Source organism: Bacteroides sp. FSHCM14E1, assembly GCF_019633785.1.
GTDB lineage: Bacteria > Bacteroidota > Bacteroidia > Bacteroidales > Bacteroidaceae > Bacteroides > Bacteroides hominis.
Map to the genome: position 1 here is coordinate 1 of NZ_JADKYL010000020.1, position 26234 is coordinate 26234.

A 26234-nucleotide genomic window follows, 5' to 3' on the forward strand; every position below is an offset into this window, starting at 1 on the left:
AACAGAGAAGTTAAGCCTGATCACGCCGATGGTACTGCGTAACAGTGGGAGAGTAGGTAGTCGCCGTTTTTTTCAGAGAGTTCATCCCCTCGGGTCAGAAGACACGAGGGGATGACTTGTTTTTGGGGTATAGGCTAAGAGGGACATGCGCTTGGAGAAGCGGGGATCACTTATTTGCATTATACCTTTTTTACTTTGATTAATCTTTTATATAAAAGAAAGAATCTTTTAGTTAAAACAAAAACCGGCTGTGAGTGTTTTAATGGTAGAGTTCGATTTTTAGTAATTAAAAGATGTGAAATATGGTGACACTATACAATAAGTTACTATTTTTGCCACGAAAATCGAAAAGAGAGTTTATCCATAAAAATAGAACGATGAAAACTTCTGTAAAATTCATATTGATGTTTGTTCTACTGATGCTATCATTTAGCATAAGTGGCAATGCATTGAATATTATGGAATGCTCTCATAACCCGGTTACTTCTTGCCAGGTTTCATCCTCTTCTTTGGATGCTAATTACTCTTATCGGTGTGGTAGCGATTTTGCCGGTTTTGATAAATCGCAAACTTTGTCTGTCTCCGATGTTGAACTAGGTTTCAAACCCGTTTCTGAAACATATTCTTCTACTAATAATCTTCGTCTTCGTCGAATTCTTGAGGATTCTGACCTTTTTAATGACACAATGCGTAAATTGTGCCTGTTGAGAGAGAATTTGTTGGTATTAGACCAAAGTAAATCTTATTATTCGGATAAGGATCCACATTATGCGTCCATAAGCTGTCACTACTACATCTTTGCTTTAAGACGTATCCTTATTTAATTCCCAATCTTATATACTCGCTGTGTTTGACAATGCAGCCTCATTTTTAGCATGAGGGCTGTAGGGGTCGGACTGCGGTGTGTCTAATCGTATTTACTTTAATTCTTAATAACAAATTCTTTAACAAAAAAAACTTTATTATGGAAACTACTCAAAAAAAGTCGACTAAGATTGTAGGTATCAAGAATGCCGGATTGGTTATTATCTGCTGTTTCATTATAGCAGTGTGTATCTATCATTTCATTTTGGGAAATCCCACGAACTTTATGAACAACGATCCTAACAACCACCCACTTCCGGGAAACTTTATGGGGACTATTTACAAAGGTGGAGTGATTGTGCCTGTTATTCAAACTTTATTGCTGACTGTATTGGCATTGAGCATTGAACGTTATTTTGCTCTTCGCTCTGCTTTCGGTAGAGGTTCTTTGGTTAAATTCGTTTCTAACATCAAGGATGCCTTATCGGCAGGAGATCTTCGTAAGGCGCAGGAAGTTTGTGACAAACAGCGTGGTTCTGTAGCAAACGTCGTTACTTCTACATTGCGGAAGTACGAAGAAATGGAGAATGATTCTTCTCTTTCGAAAGATCAGAAACTGCTTGCTATCCAAAAAGAACTAGAAGAAGCTACTGCGCTTGAACTTCCGATGATGGAACAGAATCTTCCGATTATCGGTACGATCACCACATTGGGTACTTTGATGGGATTGCTTGGTACGGTTATTGGTATGATCCGTTCGTTTGCCGCTTTGGCTGCCGGTGGTTCTGCCGACTCAATGGCTCTTTCACAAGGTATCTCTGAAGCTTTGATTAATACAGCTTTCGGTATCCTTACCGGTGCGTTGGCAGTTATCTCTTATAACTACTATACAAACAAAATCGATAAGTTGACTTACAGCCTTGACGAGGTAGGCTTCTCTATTGTGCAGACTTTTGCAGCTACTCATAAATAATCTGGAATCCACTAAATTCTGACAATAATGGGCAGAGCGAAAATTAAAAAGAAAAGTACGTTCATCGACATGACGGCGATGAGTGACGTTACGGTACTGTTGCTTACCTTCTTTATGTTAACTTCTACATTTGTGAAGAAAGAGCCGGTACAAGTGACTACACCCGCCTCAGTTTCGGAAATTAAGATTCCGGAAAAGAATATCCTTCAGATATTGGTCGATCCGAACGGAAAGATATTTATGAGTATGGACAAGCAGTCCGACTTGAAAGCGGTATTGGAGAGCATGGGACAGGAATATGGCGTCACATTCACTCCGGAACAGGAAAAGAAATTCATGTTGGCATCCACTTTCGGAGTGCCGATGAAAAACATGAAAACTTATCTTGACTTGCCGACTGACAAGCAGGATGCAGTACTGAAGAACGAAGGTATTCCTTGCGATAGTCTTGATAATCAGTTTAAGTCATGGGTGCGTAATGCACGTGCTGTGAATTCTGATTTGCGTATTGCGATCAAGGCTGATGCGGATACTCCTTATTCTGTGATTAAAAATGTTATGAATTCACTTCAGGACCTCAGGGAGAATCGGTATAACCTGATTACTTCTCTGAAAACGACTTCTGAAAACTAAAAACGAACAACTATGAGTGCTGAAGTACAAGAAAGCGGTAAAAAGAAGGGGAATAGCAAACAGAAGAAGATGACGGTTCGCGTAGACTTTACGCCTATGGTGGATATGAATATGTTGTTGATCACTTTCTTTATGCTTTGTACCTCGTTGAGCAAACCTCAGACGATGGAGATAAGCATGCCGAGCAATGATAAAAACATCACTGAAGAACAGCAAAGCAAGGTGAAAGCTTCACAGGCAATCACGCTCTTGTTGGGACCCGATGACAAACTATATTATTATGAAGGAGAACCCAACTACAAGGATTATACTTCTCTGAAAGAGACGTCGTATAAACCGGATGGATTACGGGCAATACTTCTGAAGAAGAATGCTGCTGCTGTCAGACAGGTAAATGATCTGAAACAGAAGAAGCTGGAACTTAAGATATCAGACGATGAATTTACAAAGCAACTTTCCGAAATAAAGAGTGGAAAGGATACGCCTACAGTCATCATCAAGGCGATGGATAATGCATCGTATGCAAATCTGATTGACGCTCTCGATGAAATGCAGATATGTAATATTGGTAAGTATGTGATAACGGATATTGCCGAGGCTGACGAATTTCTGGTGAAGAATTTTGAAAGTAAGGGTGAGCTTTCACAGAATATTGCCGAATAAAATGTAACACCAAAAAATAGAAAATTAAAATGGCAAAAATAGATTTAACTTCTTTTGAATGGTGTGAGCTGATTTTTAAAGGCAAAAATAAAGCTTATGGTGCGTATAAAATGCGTGCTGATTCACCCAAACGTCACAATGTGGCAATGGTTATTGTGTTGATAATCGCCTTAGTGGGCTTTAGTCTTCCGACTTTAATCAAGATGGCCACTCCGAAGCAAAAAGAGGTAATGACGGAAGTCACCACCTTGTCGCAATTGGAGGAGCCTGAAATAAAGCAGGAAGAGATGAAGAGAGTAGAACCGGTGGCACCACCCCCACCTGCTTTGAAGAGTTCTATCAAGTTTACCGCTCCAGTCATTAAAAAAGATGAGGAGGTACATGAGGATGATGAGATTAAAAGCCAGGAAGAACTCACACAAACCAAAGTCGCTATATCCATTGCCGACGTGAAGGGTAACGATGAAGCAAACGGTAAGGATATTGCCGATTTGAAACAAGTGGTTACTCAGGCAGAGCCGGCCGAAGAAAAAGTTTTCGATATGGTAGAACAGATGCCTACATTCCCCGGTGGAACCACAGAATTGATGAGGTATATCGGTGAACATCTGAAATACCCTACCATTGCTGCCGAGAATGGTACACAAGGAAAGGTGATCTGTCGTTTTGTGGTTGGTAAGGATGGACAGGTGCGGGATGTAACTATCGCACGTTCATTGGATCCATATTGCGACAAGGAAGCCATACGTGTTATCAAATCGATGCCTAAATGGATTCCCGGAAAACAGAACGGTAAGGCCGTGGCAGTAAATTTCACAGTTCCTATTGTCTTTAAACTACAGTAATTATGACTAAGAAACAATTCTGGCTAATCAGTGCCTGGTCTTTGATTGTATTATCTGCTTGTAATTCAAAACCCAAGGACGGACTGACGGATACTTATACGTCGGGAGTAATAGCTATTACCGCTGACGAAAGTTTTCAACCCATTGTTCAAGAGGAAATCGATGTATTCGAGGGATTATTTCCTTTGGCCGGAATTGTTCCCCGTTATACTACTGAGGTAGACGCTATCAATCAGCTTCTGAAGGATAGTGTGCGTCTGGCTATTACCACTCGTACATTGACTCCCGAAGAGATGAATTCTTTCCACAGCCGGAAATTCTTCCCTCGGGAAATAAAGCTGGCTACTGATGGATTAGCCCTGATTGTCAACAGGCAAAATACAGATACCCTGATTTCGGTGCGTGATATCCGGCGTATTCTGACAGGAAGGGTACATGCATGGAAAGAGCTTTATCCTACCTCAAAGCTGGGTGATATCCAACTCGTATTTGATAATAAGAACTCAAGCACGGTACGTTTTGCAGTTGACTCCATCTGCAAAGGAGCTCCTTTATCCGATAAAGATGTAAAGGCTCTGAGGACAAATCAGCAAGTGATTGATTACGTAGCACGTACACCCGATGCTATCGGAGTGATTGGCGTCAATTGGCTTGGAAACCGGAGTGATACCACAAACTTGTCTTTCCGTGATGAGATTAGAGTGATGTCAGTAAGTGCAGACGATATGGCTACCCCGCAGAACAGTTACAAGCCCTATCAAGCTTATCTGTATTACGGAAACTATCCGTTAGCACGCCCTATTTATGTGTTACTGAACGATCCCCGTAATGCACTGCCCTGGGGATTCGCTTCTTTTCTCACTTCTGATAGAGGGCAGCGGATTATATTAAAGTCCGGACTCGTTCCGGCTACCCAGCCGGTTCGTATTGTGGACGTGAAAGACGAATAATAACTAAAATTGAATTACAATGAAACGATTTCAACTGTTTTTAGTAGGAGCATTTGTAGCAGCCGGTCCGCTTTTTGCGCAATCGGCGGATGCTGATTGGCACAGCGAGGTTGCCAAAGTAAAAGAATTGATTCAGACCAACCCGGCGCAGGCTTCCGAAGAAGCCGCACAGTTGCTGAAAGGGAAAAATAAAAAAAATACCGATCTCCTGACTGCTATTGGTCAGGCATATCTGGAAGCTGGTAAAATTAGTGAAGCGGAAACTTATGCCGCTCTTGGACAAAAGGCTGACAGCAAATCGGCTGCGGTATCGGTGCTGCAAGGCGATATAGCCGTAGCTAAGAAAGATGCCGGAAAAGCTTGTCAGCTTTACGAACAGGCTATCTATTTCGATCCTAATTATAAAGAGGCCTATTTGAAATTCGCTGATGTGTATAAGGCTGCCAGTCCACAACTTGCCATAGAGAAACTGGAACAGCTGAAGAGCATTGATCCTTCGAGTGTTGCTGCCGACAAGAAACTGGCTGAAATTTATTATTTGAATAATAAGTTTGATAAAGCGGCTGAAGCTTATGCCCGATTCATCAATACTCCGGAAGCAACGGAAGATGATTTGACGAAGTACTCTTTTGCGCTCTTCTTGAACCATGATTTTGAGAAGTCGCTACAGATAGCTCTGATGGGATTGCAGAAGAATCCGCGTGATGCCGCGTTCAACCGTTTGGCTATGTATAACTATACCGACTTGAAACGCTATGATGAAGCTATGAAAGCAGCAGATGCTTTCTTTAAAGAGTCTGATAAGGCCGATTTTTCTTATCTTGACTATATGTATTTCGGTCATTTGCTTAATGCTGTAAAAAAGTATGATCAAGCGGTGGATGCTTATATGCAGGCAATCACACTCGATCCGAGTAAAACAGATTTGTGGCGTGAAGTTTCTTCTTCTTATGAATTGAATAATGAATTTACAAAGGCGATAGAAGCCTATAAAAAATATAGCGAATCGTTGAGTGCCGATAAGCGTACCCCTGACGTACAGTTCCAGATTGGAAAGCTTTATTACGAAAAGGGTACGCAATCGGATACATTGACGGTTCCTTTAGATGAGCGGAGGGCTGCTCTTCTCTCTGCCGATTCTATTTTTACTGAAATTGCTACAGTGGCTCCGGATAGTTATTTGGGTAACTTCTGGAGGGCACGCACCAATTCTGCGTTAGACCCGGAAACCACTCAGGGATTGGCTAAACCTTATTATGAAGAGGTAGCCACATTCCTGGTTGACAAAAACGATCCGAGATATAACTCTGCACTGATTGAGTGTTACAGTTATCTGGGATATTATTATCTGGTGGCTAACAAACTTCCTGAATCTAAGGAGTATTGGAATAAAATTCTGGCTATAGACCCCGCTAATGCTACTGCTAAACGTGCATTGGATGGCATCAAATAGTAATAATTTTAGTTGTTTGTCGTGTGGGAGGAGTGGAGAGTGATTCTTAGCTCCTCCTTTTTTATAGTGCTTTCCGCTACCTTTGCTTAATTATAAGTCTGCTTGTTTTTCACCTTATTATATTTAGTGAGACATATGCTTCTCAGTTTTTGCGTTGATCTTATTCTCTTCTTTGTATATATAAAATGTGTTCCTTTATAGTGTTGATTATAAGAATTGCATAAGAAAGTTTGAAAAAATATTGCTGAATTTGTTGTAGTATTCATATATTTGTCTACTTTTGCAGTGTACTATTATACTAATACACATAAACTCATAAATAAATGAAGATGATTACAGCAGAAAATCTTTCTTTTTTCTATCGTAAATCGAAGCGTGCCGTATTGCATGACTTTTCTCTGTCACTTGAGAAGGGTAGAGTTTACGGATTGCTCGGCAAAAATGGTGCAGGTAAATCTACACTACTCTATCTCATGAGTGGCCTACTCACACCCAAAAGTGGCCGTGTGCTTTATCGCGGTACTGATGTGCGCCGTCGCCTGCCGGTTACATTGCAGGATATGTTCCTGGTTCCTGAAGAGTTTGACCTTCCCCCTGTTTCGCTAATTAGCTATGTAGAGTTAAACAGTCCGTTTTACCCTCGTTTCAGTAAAGAGGATATGGTGAAATATCTGCACTATTTTGAGATGGATATCAATATTGATCTGGGGGCGCTTTCTATGGGGCAGAAGAAGAAAGTGTTCATGAGCTTTGCGCTTGCTACAAATACGTCTTTACTATTGATGGATGAGCCGACCAATGGACTGGACATTCCGGGTAAGAGCCAGTTCCGGAAGTTTATAGCTTCGGGTATGACAGATGATAAAACGATCTTGATTTCTACACATCAGGTGCGTGACATTGATAAGGTGTTGGACCATGTGCTGATTATGGACAATAGCCGGGTGCTACTGAACGAATCTGTAATGGGCATTTGTGATAAACTGCTTTTTACTGAGAGTGACGACCGGACATTGCTTCAATCTTCTTTATATTCCGCTCCGTCTATTCAAGGTAATTTCTTGCTTCTGCCTAATGAATCGGGTGAGGATTCGGAGATCAATCTTGAGTTACTTTTTAACGCTACCTTGGCAGTTCCCGAAAGGATATCTGCATTGTTCCACACTAAACAAACAGAATTATGATAAGAGATACTTTTTTCAGCCAAACACGTTTTATGAATCTCTGCCGTAAAGAGATGATCGAAAACTGGAAGTCAAATCTGCTCCGTGTCGCGTTGATGTATGGTGCCATGGCGGTGATAATGATATGGAATGGATATTTGAGTTATCGGGCCAGTCAGGATAGCGATATAACCTGGAGTTTTAATCTGATGATTTTTATATGGGGGCTTTGGGTGTTTGGTTGCCTGAGTGCTTCGTTCACGATGGAAAGGATGAAATCGAAAACAGGGCGGCTCTCTGTACTTATGACTCCTGCCACTTCGTTTGAAAAATTCTTTTCCCGCTGGCTGGTATTTACGGTTGTTTTCTTAATCGTTTTTCTGATTACCTATAAGCTGGCGGATTATACAAAGGTATTGGTGTATTCGTTAGCTTATCCGGAGAATGATGCGATTGCGGTTACTCCGTTGTCTCATTTGTTTGGTGATAATACAGGTTATTATACGGTATTCAGGCATACCTATACGTTTGTATTGATGATAGCAGGCTATTTTTTCTTTCAGTCTTGTTTTGTATTAGGGAGTACTGTCTGGCCTAAGAATTCTTTTGTCAAAACATTTTCTGTAGGAATGATTGTTTTTATTGCCTATGTGTTAATTGTTGGCGGATTTGCTAAATTGATATGGTCGGATCACATAAACTTCAATCCGGATATTAGTGAGGAAGCAGCTTTTGGTTGTCTTTCAGCAATAGCAATACTCTTTACACTGGTCAATTGGACACTTTCGTATTTCCGTTTCAAGGAATCTGAGATTATTAATCGAATGTAACAAACTCTTACGTTTATGAATTTTAAAGAGAGTAAAGCCATTTATCTGCAAATAGCAGATCGAATCTGTGATGAGATACTTCTCGGGCAGTATCAGGAGGAGGAACGTATTCCTTCCGTAAGGGAGTATGCAGCTATAGTAGAGGTAAATGCCAATACGGCCATGCGCTCGTTCGACTATCTTCAGTCGCAGAATATCATTTACAATAAACGAGGTATCGGTTATTTTGTTTCTGCCGGTGCCAAAGATCTGATTCTTTCACTTCGCCGGGAGACCTTCTTGAAGGATGAACTTGAGCACGTATTTCGTCAACTCTACACACTGGGAGTTTCGGATGAAGAGCTGCTGGTTATGTATCGTAACTTTATGATGAAACAAAAATAAAAAATAGAATCTTATGAAACGTACTACATATATATTTATTGGCATACTTGCTTCGGTACTCGTGATACTAATGGCAGGTGTCGTTTATATTTCTTTCCAAAAGTCTGATAGAGACTCATACATACTCACTTTTTCGGATAAGTTGCTTCAAACAGAGTTTTCCGGTGTTCGTGCCGTAAAAGTTTATGCAAGTGATACACGTCATGCATGGCTGGAACAGGCTTGCGTGAATGTAGTGCCATCTACTGATGGGAAAACAAGATTATTTAGTCCGGAATCTGAATATCTGAAAATCAGTCAGGATGCGGATACTTTGGTGATTTGCCTGGATTTGACTAATTATGATCTTCCTGAACAGAAAAAGAAATGTCTTATTCCGGGGTTGCAGGCTAAAGGATTACAGCTTACTATAGAAGCGGATGCTAATCTGGCTTTTCTGACCAATACCATTCGTGGATTGCGTACGAATATAAACGGGATAAAAACAGACTCTTTGGCTACGCATATCCAAAGTGGGGAAGTACGTTTAGATTCTTGTGAGATTCGCGCTCTCTATGTTGATGGTGATGGCGTGACATTTAATGCTCACCAATCGATAATTCCCTATCTTTATTTGGATCTGGATGGCGTCAGAAACTGGGGTGTCCATGAATGTACAATTGGTACTGAACACTTGACAGGTAGTGAGACTTATCATCGTAATGAGCTCCAGAAAGGGGAATGCAAGAAGATGATTTGGACTCCTAAGAAGGAGGATGCCGTGCTGCATGTGACGATGAAGGAAAAAGGGTGTTTAGTACTTCAGGACGAATAAAAAAGGCATTGCTTCTCGGGCTTTGAGAAGTTTGAGTGGATAGATTGTATATCAGGAAGAAAAGGATGTAGCAAAAGAACTGTTTAGTTTATTGTTGCATCTTTTTTTGTTATCAGAAGTGGAAAGCTATACTTTCTGTTACATACTTACCATTTATGCAGTAGACTATTATGGGGCTAAATGCGATAGTAATGGCGTGTTTTTGGAGTGGTAAGGCATTGGAGTATTTTGCCGTTTTGGAGAGATTTAATGAAACGAATGAAATGATCTTGTCCGATAGATGAGAAGAATGATTATATTTGCAATATTTGTTTTTGTTAATCTAAAAAATATCCTATATGACACGACATAAAAACTTATTGATATTGTTTTTTTGTAGCATGTGTATTTCTGTTGCAGGTCAGCCATGTGCAGTAAAAAGCCTTGTGTCCGATACTCCATCTAAAGCTCCGGATTACTTTTGTACGTGGAATTTGCAAGGCTATGTGGTCAGCTATAAAAGTACTGAACTAACCAGAGCCGCCATGACTGAAGACTATTTATTTGGAGATGGACCCTATCAGAATTGGGTAGATTGTTATCCTGCTATCCGGAAAGATCTTTATTTTGTAATGGACGATTCATGGGATATACCGAAAGGCGTTAATGATTCACCAAATCCTTATTTAGGAACTGTAGAACTTAGTCCGGATCGCTTCCCGTCTTTTGGTGGAGATGACGTGGAACGTTTAAGGCAGCTATCCTTAAAAATCAAAGGCAAAGGCTGGAAAGGTGTTGGTGGATGGATTTGTGCCCAGAAGGCAGAAAAGTATGCCGATATTCCTGAGGAAGAATATTGGAAACGGAGGATAAAGGTAGCTAATGAAGCAGGTTTTGATTATTGGAAAGTGGATTGGGGGAAAGAGGATAGGAATGGAGAATGGAGGAGAAGATTAACTTCTATGGGCAAACGGTATGCTCCTCATTTATATATAGAACATGCTTTGCGAAATGAGTTTATTGAATTCAGCGATGTCTTTCGGACGTATGATGTAGAAAACATTATGGCGCAGCCGATTACTATTCAGCGTATTTGTGATCTATTACCTTATAAGACCGTTAATGGGGCAAAAGGAATTATCAACTGTGAAGATGAACCTTATATTGCAGTTGGGCTGGGTTGTGCTATTGGTGTGATGCGTCATTCGTTTGCAGGAACTTTGCCGGATGGGACACAGGATTTTGTATTTCCACCGACCGGGCGTGATATAAAGCGACGTTTGGATGAAGTAGTACGTGGAGTCAGATGGCATCGGATAGCAGTACCTTTCTCAGTAGGAAATACAGCTTATGCTATTGATAGTGTGAAGCTTACTGATCATTGGACGCTATGGGAGAACGAAACCTGGAATAAAGGACGTAAGGTTGGTACGGACGTGATAGCTGAAGCACCGGCACGGGTCGCCCGGGGAATGGGATTGCCGGAAGTTTCCGGGGCTCCTCTGGAAGTTCGTCCATTTGTGCTGGCGTCCCGTTATCCCAATGGTGCTGTAGCTGTTGTTACAATAGGGCGTAATTTGGGGCGTGAATATGTAACAGAAGAAGTTGCAGTGACCGTATCTATTGATCGTTGGGATGTGCCTGTCGGTTTACTGGGGTATTTCAAAGAGGTGACGATGGTATTTCCTTCCTCAATAGAAAAGGAGAATCGTACGGTATATGCACAGGATTTGGCAGGAGAAACTCCGGTGGATATTACTTCCAAAATTGTAATTAAGGGGAATCGTTTGACAATACCGGGGGATGTAATCCGACAAATAGGACTCATGAATGCTTCTGAGGGAGATTGTTCTGATCCGGGGATGGTACTAAGAATAATGTAGCTATTGGTGACTGTCTTAAAGTTGGTACTTAATGATAAAACGGTAATCCATGATCCCTTTGGTTCTGATATAAAATCAAGAAAGGCTGATAATTTATTAATTATCAGCCTTTCTCTTCTATTTAGTTGCGGAGGCCTGACTCGAACAGACGACCTTTGGGTTATGAGCCCAACGAGCTACCAACTGCTCCACTCCGCGATGTTTCTGTTTTGTGAGTGCAAAGGTACGGCTTTTATTTGAACTACCAAATATTTCGATATTTATTTTTCGATAAAAATGTCGTTTTTATGCTATGTTCTTGAAAATCAGAGATGATCTGTTTTGCTTTTTTTTATAGTGTTTTCAGGTACAATTGTTAATAATTTATTTATTTTCTTGTGTGGACGAAAGAAAAGAATTACTTTTGCACAAATAATTCAGCAATGTGCAATTAACCTATGACCGTATCAAAAACAAAAGCCAAGTTAGTAGACGTTGCCCGTCAGCTTTTCGCCAAGATGGGCGTGGAGAATACTACAATGAATGATATCGCTCTTGCTTCTAAAAAGGGTAGGCGTACGCTCTATACCTATTTTAAAAGTAAGGATGAAATCTATTTGGCTGTTGTAGAGTCTGAACTGGATATTCTGTCGGATATGATGAAGCGTGTGGCAGATAAAGATATCTCTCCTGATAAAAAAATTATAGAGATGATCTACACGCGACTGGATGCAGTAAAAGAGGTGGTTTATCGTAACGGAACACTCCGTGCCAACTTCTTCAGAGATATTTGGCGGGTGGAGAAAGTCCGCAAAAGGTTTGATGCAAAAGAAATGCAACTTTTCAAAAGTGTGCTGAAGGAAGGACAAGACAAAGGGGTATTCCATATAGACGATGTGGAAATGACCGCTGCGTTGGTACATTACTGCGTAAAAGGCATCGAGGTGCCATATATTCGAGGACATATCGGGGCGAACCTGGATATGGAAACCCGAAAAAGATATGTTGCCAACATCGTGTTTGGTGCACTACATAGAACAAAAATTAATCAATAATTTAAATTTAGTATGGGATTATTAGATGGAAAAACAGCCATTGTGACCGGTGCGGCTCGTGGTATTGGTAAAGCTATTGCTTTGAAGTTCGCTTCTGAAGGAGCAAATATCGCATTTACAGATCTTGTTATCGACGAAAATGCACAGAACACAGCGAGAGAAATCGAGGCAATGGGTGTAAAAGCTAAAGGATATGCTTCGAATGCTGCCAATTTTGAAGATACTGCAAAGGTGGTAGAAGAGATTCATAAAGATTTTGGACGTATTGATATTCTGGTTAACAATGCAGGCATTACTCGTGACGGATTGATGATGCGTATGAGTGAACAGCAGTGGGATATGGTTATCAACGTAAACCTGAAATCTGCTTTCAACTTTGTTCATGCTTGTACACCGATTATGATGCGTCAGAAAGCAGGAAGCATTATTAACATGGCGTCAGTGGTAGGAGTTCATGGTAATGCGGGACAGTCTAACTATTCAGCTTCAAAAGCCGGTATGATTGGTTTGGCCAAATCTATCGCACAGGAGCTTGGCTCTCGTGGTATTCGTGCCAATGCCATTGCTCCCGGATTTATAATCACTGATATGACAGCCGGCCTTTCGGAAGAAGTGAAAACTGAATGGGCTAAGAAAATTCCATTGCGCCGTGGCGGTACTCCTGAAGATGTGGCCAATGTGGCTACTTTCCTTGCTTCTGATATGTCTTCTTATGTATCAGGACAGGTGATCCAGGTTGATGGTGGTATGAATATGTAATATTCGGTATGACCGTTGTATACGAAGACAATCATATTATAGTAGTTAACAAGACCGCTTCCGAAATCGTTCAGGGAGACAAAACGGGGGATACTCCTCTTTCAGAAACAGTTAAGCAATATCTGAAAGATAAATATCAGAAGCCCGGAAATGTCTTTATCGGTGTAACCCATCGGCTGGACCGCCCCGTGAGCGGTCTTGTTATTTTTGCGAAAACCAGTAAGGCCTTATCCCGGCTGAATGAGATGTTCAAGAACAGTGAGGTCAGAAAGACCTATTGGGCTGTTGTGAAAAATTGCCCGAAGCAACCTGAAGGTGAACTGATACATTATCTGGTACGTAACGAAAAACAGAATAAGAGCTATGCTTATGATAAGGAGGTTCCCAATAGTAAGAAAGCAATTCTGAGCTATAAGCTTATCGGCCGTTCGGATAATTACTTCCTGCTTGAGGTTGACCTTAAGACTGGACGTCATCATCAGATCCGTTGCCAACTGGCAAAGATGGGATGCCCTATTAAAGGTGATTTGAAGTATGGCTCTCCACGTTCCAATCCGGATGGTAGTATCTGTCTGCATGCCAGGTATGTGCGTTTTGTTCATCCGGTATCCAAAGAATTGATAGAACTCGATGCTCCTGTGCCGGATAGTAATTTGTGGCATGGGTTTGAAATAGATATATAGCAAAAAAGCCATTCCCTGAATAGACGAAGTAGGAATGGCTTTTTTGTTGTAGTGTGCTTACTATTATTCGGCAAACTGTGCAAATGCTCCTGGTGCTGCGACCGTTGTAGCAGTTGTATCAGCTACTTCTTTTTTAGGTTCGGTTTTCACAGTGTCTTTGACCTCTTTCTTTTGATCTTTTTTCACCGGATCCTGTGCCATGGCAAAGAATGATCCACAAGCAAACATAAACATAGCTACTACTAAAACTAACTTTTTCATAATTATTGCTTTTTAAAAGTTTTGATTGTCTGTTTTTTAATTTCATGTTAAGGTCTAGGTTAAAAACCATCACAAACAAACATAAACATTGCTACTACTATAAAACTAACTCCTTAGTTTTATTTTCATTTGGTTAAACACTTGTACAGAGTATTTTTCAAATGCTGTGCCAGAAAGGAAGGCCTGATGTAACCGGTTGATTTGCAGTATGCTAAAAGAAAGATAAAGATGAAGGATAGTGTAGAACACTGTGGAAAGTGTGGAATGGGGTGTGGAAATATTCCACACCTTGCTGTTCGTTAAAGATCGATTCCGTATAGTTTCAATTTATTATATAATGTTTTGCGGTCAATGTCAAGTAATTGCGCGGCGCGACTTTTATTGTTGCCTGTCTGTCGCAACGCCTCCATTATATGCTCTTTTTCGGTATCTTCATCCCGCAATGCCATTTTGGGAGTTGAGGGTTGCGTCTCCTGTATCTCATTTCCCAGTTCTGTGAGACCAATAAAACTACCTTGTGCGAGCAGTGTGGCACGTTTGATTATATTCTTCATCTGTCTCAGGTTGCCGGGCCAGTGATATTCAAGAAGTGCTTTTGAAGCGTTGGCATCGAAGCCGATAAGTTGCTTGTCAAGTTCTTTATTAGCTTGGTCGAGGAAGAAGTTGGCAAAAAGAAGGATATCTTCTCCACGTTCTTTCAGCGTAGGCATTCGCAAAGTGAATTCATTAATCCGATGATATAGATCTTCACGGAATGTTCCTTTTTCGATAGCTTGTTCCAAATTCTCATTGGTTGCAGATACCAGACGGATATCGACTGTTATTTCTGTATTTGAACCAACAGGACGTATTTTACGTTCCTGTAATGCACGAAGAAGTTGAATTTGTATTTCGTAGCTGAGGTTACCTATTTCATCAAGAAAGATGGTACCTCCGTTTGCTGCTACAAATGCACCGGTTTTGTCAGAGAGTGCTCCGGTAAAAGAGCCTTTGATGTGTCCGAAAAACTCAGAAGCAGCCAATTCCTTGGGGATGGAGCCACAATCGATAGCGATAAACGGTTTGTCGCAACGTTTGCTTAACTGATGAATACGGTGAGCTACATATTCCTTACCGGTTCCGCTGGCACCGTTGATCAGGACTGACATGTTAGTGGGAGCTACCAGGCTGACATAATTATAAAGTTGTTTGGCTGCATCGCTTTCTCCCTCCAGATAGGAATGGGATTCCTGTTTGGTTTTGGGACTTTTACCATGTGGGGCTACCTGTGGAAGAGGGGATTCTTTAACTTGAAGGGCTTCAGTTATTTTTTTGAGTAGCTCTTCAGGATTAACCGGTTTGGCAATATAATCTTGCGCGCCCAATTTCATGGCTTGTACTGCTGATTGGATGTCTGCATATCCTGTCATGATAATCAATGGGATATGAAGTTCTTTCTCACCCATCCATTTCAATAGATGGATGCCATCGTGGTCGGGAAGTCGTAAGTCGGAAAGAATCAGATCTGTCGGTTGTGCATCGATGTGCTTTTGCGCACGTGCAATGTTACTTACCGATGATACATTAAACCCTTTTTTGCCTAACCAGGTTTTTAGCATCATTCCGAACGTAATATCATCTTCAACTATCAGTATGGATCTCATGATGTTAGCTTTTGCCTCTTTTTGTGAGCTACAAAGGTAAGAGGTTTTGAGGTAAAGTCGTATATTTGCAGACTTAAATTAAATAAAAGCGTTATGAGAAAGAATTTTTGGATATTATTAATTATACTGGTTTGCGGTGCAGTAGCTTGTAAACCGGGACAAAAGAAAAATGGAAACATGGAAAAAGAAACTGTATTGAAAATTGAGACCTCTTTAGGAGATATCAAAGTGAAATTGTATAATGAGACTCCAAAACACAGAGATAATTTTATTAAATTGGCTGAAGACGGAACATATAATGGGACGCTGTTTCATCGCGTAATAAAAGACTTTATGGTGCAAGCCGGTGATCCGGAATCGAAAAATGCTCCGAAGGGTAAGATGTTAGGTTCGGGTGATGTCGGCTATACAGTTCCGGCAGAGTTTGTATATCCTAAATATTTCCATAAGAAAGGTGCCTTGTCTGCTGCTCGTCAGGGCGATGAGGTAAATCCTAATAAGGAGTCATCCGGCTGTCAGTTCTATATTGTTACCGGAAAAGTGTTCAGTGATTCGACTCTTCTGAATATGGAACAGCAGAAGAATCAGAATAAAGTGACTGAGGCTTTTAATGCTTTGGCACAGAAACATATGAAGGAAATCTATAAAATGCGTAAGGCTAACGATCAGGATGGACTTTTCGCTTTACAAGATACTTTGTTTATACAGGCTGAGGCTGAAGCTGCCAAACAACCGGATTTTCATTTTACTCCTGAGCAGATAAAAGCTTATACTACCGTCGGAGGTACTCCGCATTTGGATGGTGAATATACAGTTTTTGGAGAAGTTATAGAAGGTATGGATGTTGTTGATAAAATTCAGCAGGTAAAAACGGACCGCAGTGACCGTCCGGAAGAAGATGTGAAGATTATCAACGTTTCTGTTATCGAATAAATATGCTGCAGATCAACAGGCATATTCTGAGCAATGGCTTGAGGCTGGTTCACTCACAGGATGCCAGCACGCAGATGGTTGCACTCAACGTTCTTTATAATGTGGGAGCCAGGGATGAAAACCCGGAACATACCGGGTTTGCTCACCTTTTTGAGCATCTGATGTTTGGGGGCTCGGTGAATATACCCGATTATGATGCACCGCTTCAATTAGCGGGAGGAGAAAATAATGCCTGGACCAATAATGATATTACCAACTATTATCTCACTGTACCCCGGCAGAATGTAGAAACTGGATTTTGGCTTGAATCTGATAGGATGCTGAGTCTTGATTTTAGTGAGCGCAGCCTGGAAGTGCAACGTGGAGTGGTAATGGAAGAGTTCAAGCAACGCTGTCTCAATCAGCCATATGGTGATGTCGGGCATTTGTTGCGCCCTTTGGCATATCGGGTTCATCCCTATCAGTGGCCTACCATTGGTAAAGAATTGTCCCACATAGCCAATGCAACATTGGAAGAGGTCAAAGATTTCTTTTTTCGTTTTTATGCGCCCAATAATGCTGTGCTTGCTGTCACCGGAAATATATCATTTGAAGAGGCCGTAAGTCTTACGGAAAAGTGGTTCGGCCCCATTCCCCGTCGGGAGGTTCCTTTACGACAGTTGCCCAAGGAGCCTGTCCAGACAGGAGAGCGCCGCCAGGTAGTCGAGCGAAATGTACCGCTTGATTCGCTTTTTATGGCTTATCACATGTGTGACCGTTTGAATGCCGATTATTATGCATTTGATATTTTATCGGATATTTTAAGTAACGGACGTTCCAGTCGCCTGAATCAGCATCTTGTACAAGAAAAACAATTGTTTTCGAGTATTGATGCCTATATATCAGGAACGATTGATGCCGGTTTGTTTCATATCAGTGGTAAACCGGCTGCCGGTGTATCATTGGAAGAGGCCGAGGCAGCCGTACGTGAAGAGTTGAACGAGTTGCAAACTGCTTTGGTACAGGAACATGAACTTGAGAAAGTGAAGAATAAATTTGAGTCTACCCAGATATTTGGAAATATCAATTATCTGAATGTAGCGACGAATCTTGCATGGTTTGAGTTGAACGGACAAGCAGAAGATATGGAGAAGGAAGTAGAACGTTATCGTGCTGTAACTGCCGACCGTCTGAAAGCAGTGGCACAAACCGCATTCCGTGAAGAAAATGGAGTGGTACTTTACTATAAGAGTAGCAAGGGAGAGCAGGAATGAGACTTATATATAAGAATCATTATAAAGCACTATTTTTTCTTGGCCTTCCTATTGTCATCGGGCAGGTGGGAGTGATTGTACTTGGTTTTGCCGATACCTTGATGATTGGGCATCACAGTACCAATGAACTGGGGGCGGCTTCCTTCGTCAATAATATGTTTACGTTGGCTATCATCTTCAGCACCGGATTCTCGTATGGGCTTACACCCATTGTTGGCGGTTTTTATGGTGTGCGTAAATTTGCTGCTGCAGGACAAGCTTTGCGTTGTAGTTTGCTTGCCAATCTTTTGGTGGGCATTTTGCTAACCGGAATTATGGCGATTCTTTATCTGAATGTGGAAAGGTTAGGGCAGCCGGAAGAATTGCTTTCTCTGATCAAACCCTACTATCTGATATTGCTTGCTTCATTAATTTTTGTGCTGTTATTTAACGGATTCAAACAGTTTACTGACGGAATAACCGATACCAAGACAGCTATGTGGATACTTCTGGGTGGTAATGTGCTGAATATTGTAGGAAATTATATACTGATTAATGGTAAACTGGGATTTCCTGAGTTGGGACTATTGGGAGCCGGAATCAGCACATTGTTTTCGCGCATTGTCATGGTGTTGGTTTTTGTATTGGTCTTTTTTAGTAGCCGTCGTTTTTTGCGTTATAAACTGGGATTTATCCGTTTAGGATGGTCGCGCGCGTTGTTTCGGCAGTTAAATGCTTTGGGGTGGCCTGTCGCTTTTCAGATGGGGATGGAGACTGCTTCATTTAGTTTGAGTACGGTGATGGTAGGATGGTTGGGCACTATTGCTCTGGCTTCCCATCAGGTGATGCTCACTATCTCACAGTTTACTTTTATGATGTTCTATGGGATGGGAGCGGCAGTGGCTGTACGGGTCAGCAATTTCAAAGGTCAAAACGATATCGTTAATGTGCGACGTACGGCTTATGCCGGCGCACATATCATATTGGCTATGGGAATCGTATTGTTATCCATTGTTTTCTTTTTCCGATATCAGGTGGGAGGATGGTTTACTGACAATACGGAAGTGTCAGCGATGGTAGTCGTTCTGATGGTGCCTTTTCTGGCTTATCAGTTTGGAGACGGAATGCAAATCAACTTTGCCAATGCACTGCGTGGCATTTCGGATGTAAAGCCTATGATGCTGATTGCTTTCATTGCCTATTTTATTATTTCTCTCCCGGCCGGGTATTTCTTTGGTTTTGTCATGGGGTGGGGATTGTTCGGAGTCTGGATGGCTTTCCCTTTCGGACTAAGTAGTGCGGCAATCATGTTATGGTTACGTTTCAGGTATAAAACAAGATAAGTTATGGCTATTCCTTCCCGTTTCACAAAAGTAAAGATCGCGGCGGGGTATACTTTGTTGCTGGTCGTGTTATTGTTCTCTCTGTTGTTCGTACATAGGGAGATGGAGAAATTGTCTGATACGGATGATGTACAAAGTTTACAGACGGACAGTTTACTTCTTCTGTTGAAAGAAAAGGATGAAAATACCATCCGGATGCTTCAGATCATCAATGAAGCGAATGAAAGCATGATTACTCCGGTTGAGTTGGATTCCATTATTGCCGAGCAGGATACGATGATCACCCAGCAGCGTGTGCAGCACCGTATCATTACCAAACGCGATTCTGTTATTACCAAGCGAAAAAAGAAGGGTTTTTTTAGGAGGCTTGGTGAGGTTTTTGTGCCTTCAAAGGAAGATACTGCTGTATTGGTCAATACAGCAGTAGAGTTTGCCACGGACACTATTCTTGAATCTTATAACCCGATTGACTCGTTACATCAGCGTATACGTACGGTAACCAAGCGGAAGGCAAAGCCGGCAGTACGCCCTAATTATAATGCCCGCCTCCGCCGGATGAACAGGGAACTGACCACTCGCATAGACAGTATGATTACAACTTATGAACAGGTAGTCACCCGGCGTGCTGTGGATAATGCGTCCGAACAGCAAGAGCTTCGCAATAGATCCACTCGAACTATCGGAGGAATTGCCGTTGCTGCTGTATTGTTGTCTGCTTGTTTCTTGATTATGATCTGGCGGGATATTACCCGTAGCAATCGTTACCGTAGAGAATTGGAAGAGGCCAATAAACGTGCAGAAGCGTTACTTGAGGCCCGCGAAAAGTTAATGCTTGCCATTACTCATGACTTTAAAGCTCCTCTGGGTTCTATTATCGGATATACGGATTTGCTTTCAGGGTTGACAACGGACGAAAGGCAACGATTCTATCTGGACAATATGAAAAGTTCTTCGCAACATTTGCTTAAACTGGTAAGTGATTTGCTTGATTTCCATCGGTTGGATCTGAATAAAGCAGAAGTCAACCGGGTTACATTCAATCCGGCACAACTGTTCGAAGAGATTCGTGTAAGTTTCAAACCACTGACCGATGCCAAACACTTAGCTTTGGACTACAGTATAGATTCTGAGTTGGATGGACGTTTTATCAGCGATCCTTTACGCATCCGGCAAATCGTGAATAATTTGCTTTCGAATGCTGTGAAATTTACAGTAAAGGGCAATATCGCATTGAATGTCACCTACCATTCATCCAGTGTCCGCATTGAGGTTGCGGATACGGGTAAAGGAATGGCGCCCGGCGATCGTGAGAAGATTTTTCAGGAGTTTACCCGATTACCCGGAGCACAGGGGGAGGAAGGATTTGGGTTGGGACTTTCTATCGTTCACAAACTTGTGACGTTACTTGAAGGCTCGATTAGCGTGCAAAGTACGCTGGGGGAAGGAAGCCGTTTTATTGTCATTTTGCCACTGTATCCGGTAGGGCCTGTTGTCGGGGAGAAGCAGGAGGGGGTAGTTGTTTCAACCTCAGCTTCAGACCAGGCTGGTGATAGAGAAGAAATATCCTCCCAAAAGCTAAATCATGTTTTATTGATTGATGATGACTGGATTCAATTGGCACTGACCGCGGCTATGCTTGAGCAACAGAATATTCGAGCTACTTGCTGTCAGCAGCCGGACGAGTTGATAGAACAACTTCGTACTTCTTCATTTGACGTATTGCTGACTGACGTTCAGATGCCTGCCATTAACGGGTTCGATTTGCTGAAGTTATTGCGTGCATCCAATATTCCTCAGGCACGTGCTATCCCGGTTATTGCTGTTACTGCACGTAGTGAGATGGGCGAACAGGATTTCCGGGAATATGGGTTTGCGGGATGTCTGCACAAACCTTTTACGGTGAAGGAACTGTTAGCGATAATAACGGGTGAAGTCCTTGAAAATTCGTCAATCAGGCCGACGGAGACCTCTCTTGATTTTCGGGCGTTGACGGCTTTTTCCGAGGATGACTCGGAAGCAGCTTCAGCTATTATTCAAACTTTTATTGAAGAAACGGAGAAAAACCGGAGTCGGATGGAAGAATCTGTCCGGACCATGGATGTGGATGGGATAGCAGGGATGGCACATAAGCTGTTGCCTCTGTTTACTTTACTTGGGGCTTCAGGAGTACTTCCCTTACTTTCGTGGTTGGAGCAGCGCCGTGGAGAAGCTATTTCGGACGAAATTGTACGAAAAGCAAAAGAAGCCCTTCAGCAAGTAGATATCGTGCTGACAGAAGCGCGCCGGTTTGCGTCAGAGGATCAGTCCCGGTGATTGTTGTGAGTCTACTCATATATAAAATCATCGTCACTTTAATCTTTTTCCGGATAATTTTGTTTTCTTTGTATCACTTTTTACATTGAGACACAAGCTTCATGAAACGAAAATGGATCAAATGGGTAAGCTGGATTTTGCTTACTCCTGTCATACTCTTTGTGATACTGATGGTATTACTCTATATTCCTCCCGTACAGAATTTTCTGAGAAAGGAGGCTGCTGCTTATGCTTCCGAAGCGACTGGTATGCAGATTAATGTCCGGCGTATCGATTTGCGGTTTCCTTTAAATTTGCTGGTAAGAGGGGTTGAGGTCATTCAGACTCCCGATACATTATTATCACTTGAAAGCTTCAATGTGCATGTGCAGGCACTTCCGCTTTTTCGTGGAAAAGTAGAAGTGGATGATATCACTCTTCGTCAGGTGACTGTTAACTCTGTTGACCTGATAGATGGTATGCGTCTGAAAGGTGTCTTAGGCAGCTTTAAACTCGAAAGCCATGGGGTGGATTTACCCAATGAAGTAGCTGTTATTAATCGGGCCGAATTATCCGATACCCATGTTCAGTTACTTCTGAATGATACTACTGCTACACCGAAAGATACTGCTCAGAGTGAGATTCGTTGGAAAGTTGATTTACGCCATTTGAAATTAAAGAATGTTTCCTTCAGCATGCAGTTACCGGCAGACAGTATGCGTTTGGCAGCCCATGTGGGAGACGCACAAATCAATGAGGCCGAAGCCGATTTGAAGAATCTGCGTTACGGGCTTCGCAGCTTTTTGTTGTCGGGTACTTCTGTGAATTATGATGTGGGTTCGATGGAACCAGCCGAAGGCTTTGATCCGTCACATATTGCTTTGCGTGATATACGTATCGGGCTCGATTCGATGTATTATCGCGGGCGTAATATGAATGCTGTCATCCGTGAGTTTTCGATGAACGACCGGTCCGGGTTAAGTGTCACTTCACTTACCGGGCGTGTGTTTGCCAATGATACTGTCATCCGGGTGCCGGACTTGAAACTGTTGACACCCCATTCTGAAATAAATTTTACGGCACAGACCTATTGGGAGTTGGTGAATATTCCTACGACCGGACGGCTGACCGCACGCTTTAATGCGATGATTGGGAAGCAGGATGTTCTGCTTCTTGCCGGTGGGTTGCCTGATAGCTTCAAGGAGGCCTATCCTTTCCGCCCTTTGGTGATACGTGCCGGTACGGAGGGCAATCTGAAAGAGATGCAGATCACTCGTTTCAGCGCTGAGCTACCCGGAGCTTTCTCACTTTCGGGAGGTGGGGAGTTGCTGAACCTGACTGATAGCGTGGAGCGGTCGGCTGTTATCGACCTGAGAATGCAGACCCAGAATCTTAATTTCCTGACAACTCTGGGTGGAACAAGGGCGGACAGTTCTCTTGTCATTCCCAATCAGATGTCGCTTGTCGCAAAAGCCCGGATGAAAGGTCCGCAATATATGGCGCAACTCTTGCTGAAAGAGGGTGAGGGATCACTGAATGTAGATGCGGCTTACAATGGAAGTACCGAGGCTTATCGGGCCGATCTGAAGGTGGAAGCCTTGCAGCTCCATCATTTCCTGCCTAAAGACTCGATTTATGAACTGACTACATCGGTAGCAGCAGTAGGCAGGGGAACGGACTTTACTTCTTATCGTACGGTTGCTTCACTGAAAGCCTCGTTGGAGTCACTCCATTACGGACGTTACCGTATTTCGGGAATTGAAGTGACCGGTGATGTTAAGAATGCACTTGCCACAGCCCATGTGGTTAGTGACAACCGGTTGTTGAAGATGAACGCCAATGCCGAATATCATCTTGCCAAACCCTACATGGACGGAAAGGCTGATTTGGATGTTACCCAACTCGACTTGTACGAACTGGGTATTGCTCCCAAACCCTTGAAGCATCCTTTAGCTTTTAATTTTACAGCAGAGGCCCGTCGTGACCGTATTTTCACCCATCTTACGGCTGGTGATATGAAACTTAACCTTTCGGCACGTTCCAGTCTGGACAAGTTGATTGAACAATCTATTCACTTTGCCGATGTGCTGATTGAGCAGATTGATAAAAAAGAGCTTGATCATGGAGAATTGCGTAAGGCGTTGCCTACTGCCATTTTTTCGATGTCTGCCGGTAAAGAAAATCCTCTGGCATATTATCTGGCAACAAAAGATATTGCTTTTCATGATATGGGTGTGAAGTTTGGCACCGCTCCCGATTGGGGTATCAACGGAAAAGCTGCTATTCACGCATTGAAGATGGATACCCTGCAATTGGATACGATTTACTTTACTGTCAAGCAAGATACGACTCGCATGAGTTTGCATGGAGGAGTCATCAACGGGCCCAAGAATCCGCAGATTGTATTTAAATCGAGTATTGCCGGAGAAATACGCAACGATGATGCCGAACTCACGTTGCGCTATGAAAATGATAAAGGAGAAACCGGTGTACTTTTCGGTGTGAATGTCCGTCCATTGGTTGAGGGAAGTGGAAAAGGGGAGGGACTTGCTTTCACGCTGATGCCGGAGAACCCCATTATCGCTTTTCGGAAGTTCCACTTCGTAGACCGGCACAACTGGATATATCTTCATAAAAACATGCGTCTGTATGCCAATGTCGATATGGTAGATGATGAAGATATGGGATTCCGAATGAAATCAAACCAGAGTGACACCGTGTCATTGCAGAATATTGACGTGGAGTTGCAACGCATCCGGTTGGCTGAGATCAGTAAGGTACTTCCTTACCTTCCTGATTTGTCCGGTCTCTTCTCGGCTGAGGCCAATTATGTGCAGACAGCTACTTCTTTGCAGGTATCTGCCGAGGCCAGTATCGATGAACTGACTTATGAGCGCCAACGTATCGGAGACGTTGGACTTGGGGTAACGTGGCTTCCGGGTGAAAGAGGGAAACATTACATCAGTACTTATCTGACCTATGAGGGTGAGGAAATTCTGATGGCCGACGGTTCGCTTCATCCCTCGGTAACCGGTAAGGACAGTATCGAGGTAAATGCCACAATGGAGCATTTCCCGCTAAAGATAGCCAATGCTTTTGTACCGGATCAGGTTGTTAACCTTTCGGGTGATATGGATGGTGGACTGCACATAACCGGAGATACGGATCAGCCATTGGTCAATGGTGACCTGATTCTGGACAGCGTGTCGGTCTTCGCCCGTCAGGCGGGAGCAAGGTTTACGTTCGACAACCGTCCCGTACAGATTAAGAACAGTCGTTTGATGTTCGACAAATTTGCTATTTTTACCACCAGTAAGAATCCTTTCACGATTGATGGTACAGTCGATTTTCGCGATTTGAGCAGTCCTAAAGTGAATCTGTCGATGTTGGCGGAAAACTACATGCTGCTCAACGCTCCCCGTACTAAAGAGAGTCTGGTATATGGAAAAGTGTTTGTGGACTTTAATGCAACTTTGCGTGGTCCGGTGGATGCGTTGGTGATGCGTGGCAATATGAACCTGCTGGGCAATACGGATGTCACCTATGTCTTGATGGATTCGCCGCTCACTGTGCAAGACCGGTTGGGGGACCTGGTTACTTTTACTTCTTTCAGTGATACGACCACCGTACAGAAAGAAGAAGCTCCTGTCGTGTCACTTGGCGGACTCGATATGATTATGACTGTGCAGATTGATCCCGGAGTCCGGTTGAAAGCGGATTTGAGTGCTGACCGCAGCAGCCGGGTCGAATTGCAGGGAGGAGGTAATCTGAGCATGCAATATACTCCACAAGGAGACTTATCTCTTTCAGGACGATATACCCTTACGGGGGGAATGATGAAATATGCCCTTCCTGTGATTCCGTTGAAAGAATTCAATATAAACAATGGCAGCTATGTAGAATGGACGGGAAACCCGATGGACCCGATGCTAAACCTGAAAGCCACCGAGCGCCTTCGTGCTTCGGTAGGCAGCGAAAGCGGACAGTCGCGTATGGTTAACTTTGACGTGTCGATTGTCGTGAAGAATCGTTTGGATAACCTTTCGCTGGCTTTTGAAATTGATGCACCCGATGATGCAGAAGTGCAGAATCAGTTGGCTTCTATGAGTGCTGACGAACGTGGGAAGCAAGCCATTGCCATGCTGGCTACCGGACTCTATCTTGCAAATTCCGGAAGTTCCGGAGGTGGCGGACTGAATATGGGATCGGCACTAAACAGTATACTTTCCAGTCAGATCAACGCATTGGCGGGTAATTTGAAGAATGCCAGTTTCTCGATGGGGGTAGAAGACCATGATGCTGCCGATGCAGGCGGAAAGCGTACCGACTATAGTTTCCGTTATTCACAGCGTTTCTTCAACGATCGTTTCCAGATAGTGCTTGGCGGCAAGGTATCTACCGGTGCACAAGCTACAAATGATGTTGAATCGTTTATCGATAATATTTCTTTGGAATATCGTCTCGATACATCCGGAACCCGTTACATCCGTCTTTTCCATAATAAGAATTATGAAAGTGTGCTTGAAGGAGAAATTACGGAGACCGGTATCGGTCTGGTACTGCGTAAGCGTATCGACAGATTAAGTGAGTTGTTTATTTTCCGTAAAAAGAAGAAGACGTCTCCTGATACACAGAAGGCTTCATCAACCGGTGAAGCACATCAGTAATTGATTAATAAAA

General features: G+C 42.7%; 21 protein-coding genes, 1 tRNA gene and 2 pseudogenes. 20 read left to right on the plus strand and 4 right to left on the minus strand.

Features of this window, described 5'->3' with window-relative positions; all coding sequences use genetic code 11:
* Positions 1-377: 377 nt before the first annotated feature.
* From ISX59_RS20285 to ISX59_RS20340, 12 genes are all read left to right on the plus strand, one after another.
* Positions 378-824 carry a hypothetical protein gene (locus ISX59_RS20285; protein ID WP_080783769.1) on the plus strand — a complete coding sequence of 149 codons (447 nt, stop codon included), beginning with the start codon at positions 378-380 and terminating at the stop codon, positions 822-824.
* A gap of 140 nt (positions 825-964) precedes the next feature.
* On the plus strand, positions 965-1777 hold the full coding sequence (locus tag ISX59_RS20290) for a MotA/TolQ/ExbB proton channel family protein (RefSeq protein ID WP_005783005.1): 813 nt from the start codon (positions 965-967) through the stop codon (positions 1775-1777).
* Positions 1778-1804: 27 nt separating this feature from the next.
* Positions 1805-2410 carry a biopolymer transporter ExbD gene (locus ISX59_RS20295; protein WP_005792004.1) on the plus strand — a complete coding sequence of 202 codons (606 nt, stop codon included), beginning with the start codon at positions 1805-1807 and terminating at the stop codon, positions 2408-2410.
* Positions 2411-2422: 12 nt separating this feature from the next.
* Positions 2423-3073 carry a biopolymer transporter ExbD gene (locus tag ISX59_RS20300; RefSeq protein ID WP_005783009.1) on the plus strand — a complete coding sequence of 217 codons (651 nt, stop codon included), beginning with the start codon at positions 2423-2425 and terminating at the stop codon, positions 3071-3073.
* A 29-nt stretch (positions 3074-3102) separates the two neighbouring features.
* Positions 3103-3918 carry an energy transducer TonB gene (locus tag ISX59_RS20305; RefSeq protein ID WP_005783011.1) on the plus strand — a complete coding sequence of 272 codons (816 nt, stop codon included), beginning with the start codon at positions 3103-3105 and terminating at the stop codon, positions 3916-3918.
* A gap of 2 nt (positions 3919-3920) precedes the next feature.
* A complete protein-coding gene (locus tag ISX59_RS20310; protein WP_005783013.1) occupies positions 3921-4868 on the plus strand; it encodes a PstS family phosphate ABC transporter substrate-binding protein in 948 nt (315 codons plus the stop codon).
* Positions 4869-4887: 19 nt separating this feature from the next.
* Positions 4888-6321: a tetratricopeptide repeat protein gene (locus ISX59_RS20315; protein ID WP_005822083.1), complete on the plus strand. Its 1434-nt coding sequence runs from the start codon at positions 4888-4890 to the stop codon at positions 6319-6321.
* A gap of 329 nt (positions 6322-6650) precedes the next feature.
* Positions 6651-7505 (plus strand): ATP-binding cassette domain-containing protein, encoded by an 855-nt coding sequence (locus tag ISX59_RS20320; RefSeq protein ID WP_044299991.1) that lies wholly within the window; start codon positions 6651-6653, stop codon positions 7503-7505.
* A complete protein-coding gene (locus tag ISX59_RS20325) occupies positions 7502-8314 on the plus strand; it encodes a hypothetical protein (RefSeq protein WP_220576228.1) in 813 nt (270 codons plus the stop codon). Before ISX59_RS20320 ends, ISX59_RS20325 begins: the two co-directional genes overlap by 4 nt.
* Before the next feature lie 15 nt (positions 8315-8329).
* The gene (locus tag ISX59_RS20330; RefSeq protein WP_005811098.1) at positions 8330-8698 is read left to right on the plus strand and encodes a GntR family transcriptional regulator; all 369 of its coding nucleotides are present in this window, start codon (positions 8330-8332) and stop codon (positions 8696-8698) included.
* A gap of 13 nt (positions 8699-8711) precedes the next feature.
* Entirely contained in the window at positions 8712-9512 is an 801-nt protein-coding gene (locus tag ISX59_RS20335) for a hypothetical protein (RefSeq protein WP_220576229.1), read from the plus strand.
* Positions 9513-9850: 338 nt separating this feature from the next.
* Positions 9851-11374, plus strand: a complete 1524-nt coding sequence (locus ISX59_RS20340) for a hypothetical protein (protein WP_220576230.1) — start codon at positions 9851-9853, stop codon at positions 11372-11374.
* A gap of 125 nt (positions 11375-11499) precedes the next feature.
* On the opposite strand, the gene ISX59_RS20345 is transcribed toward ISX59_RS20340, so the two are convergent.
* Positions 11500-11572, minus strand: a tRNA-Met gene (locus tag ISX59_RS20345).
* Between the two features lie 239 nt (positions 11573-11811).
* Here ISX59_RS20345 and ISX59_RS20350 point away from each other — a divergent pair.
* From ISX59_RS20350 to ISX59_RS20360, 3 genes are read left to right on the plus strand one after another with little or no spacing between them, the layout of a single operon-like run.
* Positions 11812-12408, plus strand: coding sequence for a TetR/AcrR family transcriptional regulator (locus ISX59_RS20350; RefSeq protein WP_005783024.1), 597 nt, complete (start codon positions 11812-11814; stop codon positions 12406-12408).
* A 12-nt stretch (positions 12409-12420) separates the two neighbouring features.
* Positions 12421-13167, plus strand: a complete 747-nt coding sequence (gene fabG / locus ISX59_RS20355; protein ID WP_005783025.1) for a 3-oxoacyl-[acyl-carrier-protein] reductase — start codon at positions 12421-12423, stop codon at positions 13165-13167.
* 8 nt (positions 13168-13175) lie between these two features.
* Entirely contained in the window at positions 13176-13850 is a 675-nt protein-coding gene (locus tag ISX59_RS20360; protein WP_005783026.1) for an RluA family pseudouridine synthase, read from the plus strand.
* A gap of 63 nt (positions 13851-13913) precedes the next feature.
* Here the strand turns inward: ISX59_RS20360 and ISX59_RS20365 are convergent, their stop codons facing one another.
* The 3 genes and pseudogenes from ISX59_RS20365 to ISX59_RS21490 form a co-directional block, all read right to left on the minus strand.
* Complete coding sequence (locus ISX59_RS20365; RefSeq protein WP_032543743.1) at positions 13914-14111, minus strand: hypothetical protein; 198 nt, start codon at positions 14109-14111, stop codon at positions 13914-13916.
* A 299-nt stretch (positions 14112-14410) separates the two neighbouring features.
* Positions 14411-15331 (minus strand): annotated as a pseudogene (locus ISX59_RS20370) (sigma-54 interaction domain-containing protein); the annotation flags it as partial.
* Between the two features lie 54 nt (positions 15332-15385).
* Positions 15386-15757: pseudogene (locus ISX59_RS21490) on the minus strand (response regulator); the annotation flags it as partial.
* 90 nt (positions 15758-15847) lie between these two features.
* On the opposite strand from ISX59_RS21490, the gene ISX59_RS20375 reads away from it, so the two are divergent.
* The 5 genes from ISX59_RS20375 to ISX59_RS20395 all read left to right on the plus strand — a co-directional run bounded on the left by ISX59_RS20375 (position 15848) and on the right by ISX59_RS20395 (position 26221).
* The gene (locus tag ISX59_RS20375) at positions 15848-16687 is read left to right on the plus strand and encodes a peptidylprolyl isomerase (protein ID WP_005783032.1); all 840 of its coding nucleotides are present in this window, start codon (positions 15848-15850) and stop codon (positions 16685-16687) included.
* A gap of 5 nt (positions 16688-16692) precedes the next feature.
* Positions 16693-17940, plus strand: a complete 1248-nt coding sequence (locus ISX59_RS20380; protein ID WP_370539148.1) for a M16 family metallopeptidase — start codon at positions 16693-16695, stop codon at positions 17938-17940.
* A complete protein-coding gene (locus ISX59_RS20385; RefSeq protein ID WP_005810956.1) occupies positions 17937-19262 on the plus strand; it encodes an MATE family efflux transporter in 1326 nt (441 codons plus the stop codon). The genes ISX59_RS20380 and ISX59_RS20385 overlap by 4 nt, the downstream gene beginning before the upstream one ends.
* Positions 19263-19265: 3 nt before the next feature.
* Complete coding sequence (locus ISX59_RS20390; protein WP_220576231.1) at positions 19266-21575, plus strand: ATP-binding protein; 2310 nt, start codon at positions 19266-19268, stop codon at positions 21573-21575.
* Positions 21576-21676: 101 nt separating this feature from the next.
* Positions 21677-26221, plus strand: a complete 4545-nt coding sequence (locus ISX59_RS20395; RefSeq protein WP_032541059.1) for a translocation/assembly module TamB domain-containing protein — start codon at positions 21677-21679, stop codon at positions 26219-26221.
* The last annotated feature ends 13 nt before the right edge of the window (positions 26222-26234 follow it).

Bases quoted from the DNA above. Each gene is read 5' to 3' on its own strand.
- ISX59_RS20335 (WP_220576229.1), top strand. From the start codon at position 8,712: ATGAAACGTACTACATATATATTTATTGGCATACTTGCTTCGGTACTC.
- ISX59_RS20300 (WP_005783009.1), top strand. From the start codon at position 2,423: ATGAGTGCTGAAGTACAAGAAAGCGGTAAAAAGAAGGGGAATAGCAAA.
- ISX59_RS20375 (WP_005783032.1), top strand. From the start codon at position 15,848: ATGAGAAAGAATTTTTGGATATTATTAATTATACTGGTTTGCGGTGCA.
- ISX59_RS20305 (WP_005783011.1), top strand. From the start codon at position 3,103: ATGGCAAAAATAGATTTAACTTCTTTTGAATGGTGTGAGCTGATTTTT.
- ISX59_RS20350 (WP_005783024.1), top strand. From the start codon at position 11,812: ATGACCGTATCAAAAACAAAAGCCAAGTTAGTAGACGTTGCCCGTCAG.
- ISX59_RS20290 (WP_005783005.1), top strand. From the start codon at position 965: ATGGAAACTACTCAAAAAAAGTCGACTAAGATTGTAGGTATCAAGAAT.
- ISX59_RS20295 (WP_005792004.1), top strand. From the start codon at position 1,805: ATGGGCAGAGCGAAAATTAAAAAGAAAAGTACGTTCATCGACATGACG.
- ISX59_RS20330 (WP_005811098.1), top strand. From the start codon at position 8,330: ATGAATTTTAAAGAGAGTAAAGCCATTTATCTGCAAATAGCAGATCGA.
- ISX59_RS20325 (WP_220576228.1), top strand. From the start codon at position 7,502: ATGATAAGAGATACTTTTTTCAGCCAAACACGTTTTATGAATCTCTGC.
- ISX59_RS20390 (WP_220576231.1), top strand. From the start codon at position 19,266: ATGGCTATTCCTTCCCGTTTCACAAAAGTAAAGATCGCGGCGGGGTAT.
- ISX59_RS20365 (WP_032543743.1), bottom strand. From the start codon at position 14,111: ATGAAAAAGTTAGTTTTAGTAGTAGCTATGTTTATGTTTGCTTGTGGA.
- ISX59_RS20285 (WP_080783769.1), top strand. From the start codon at position 378: ATGAAAACTTCTGTAAAATTCATATTGATGTTTGTTCTACTGATGCTA.
- ISX59_RS20310 (WP_005783013.1), top strand. From the start codon at position 3,921: ATGACTAAGAAACAATTCTGGCTAATCAGTGCCTGGTCTTTGATTGTA.
- fabG (WP_005783025.1), top strand. From the start codon at position 12,421: ATGGGATTATTAGATGGAAAAACAGCCATTGTGACCGGTGCGGCTCGT.
- ISX59_RS20320 (WP_044299991.1), top strand. From the start codon at position 6,651: ATGATTACAGCAGAAAATCTTTCTTTTTTCTATCGTAAATCGAAGCGT.
- ISX59_RS20385 (WP_005810956.1), top strand. From the start codon at position 17,937: ATGAGACTTATATATAAGAATCATTATAAAGCACTATTTTTTCTTGGC.
- ISX59_RS20395 (WP_032541059.1), top strand. From the start codon at position 21,677: ATGAAACGAAAATGGATCAAATGGGTAAGCTGGATTTTGCTTACTCCT.
- ISX59_RS20340 (WP_220576230.1), top strand. From the start codon at position 9,851: ATGACACGACATAAAAACTTATTGATATTGTTTTTTTGTAGCATGTGT.
- ISX59_RS20360 (WP_005783026.1), top strand. From the start codon at position 13,176: ATGACCGTTGTATACGAAGACAATCATATTATAGTAGTTAACAAGACC.
- ISX59_RS20315 (WP_005822083.1), top strand. From the start codon at position 4,888: ATGAAACGATTTCAACTGTTTTTAGTAGGAGCATTTGTAGCAGCCGGT.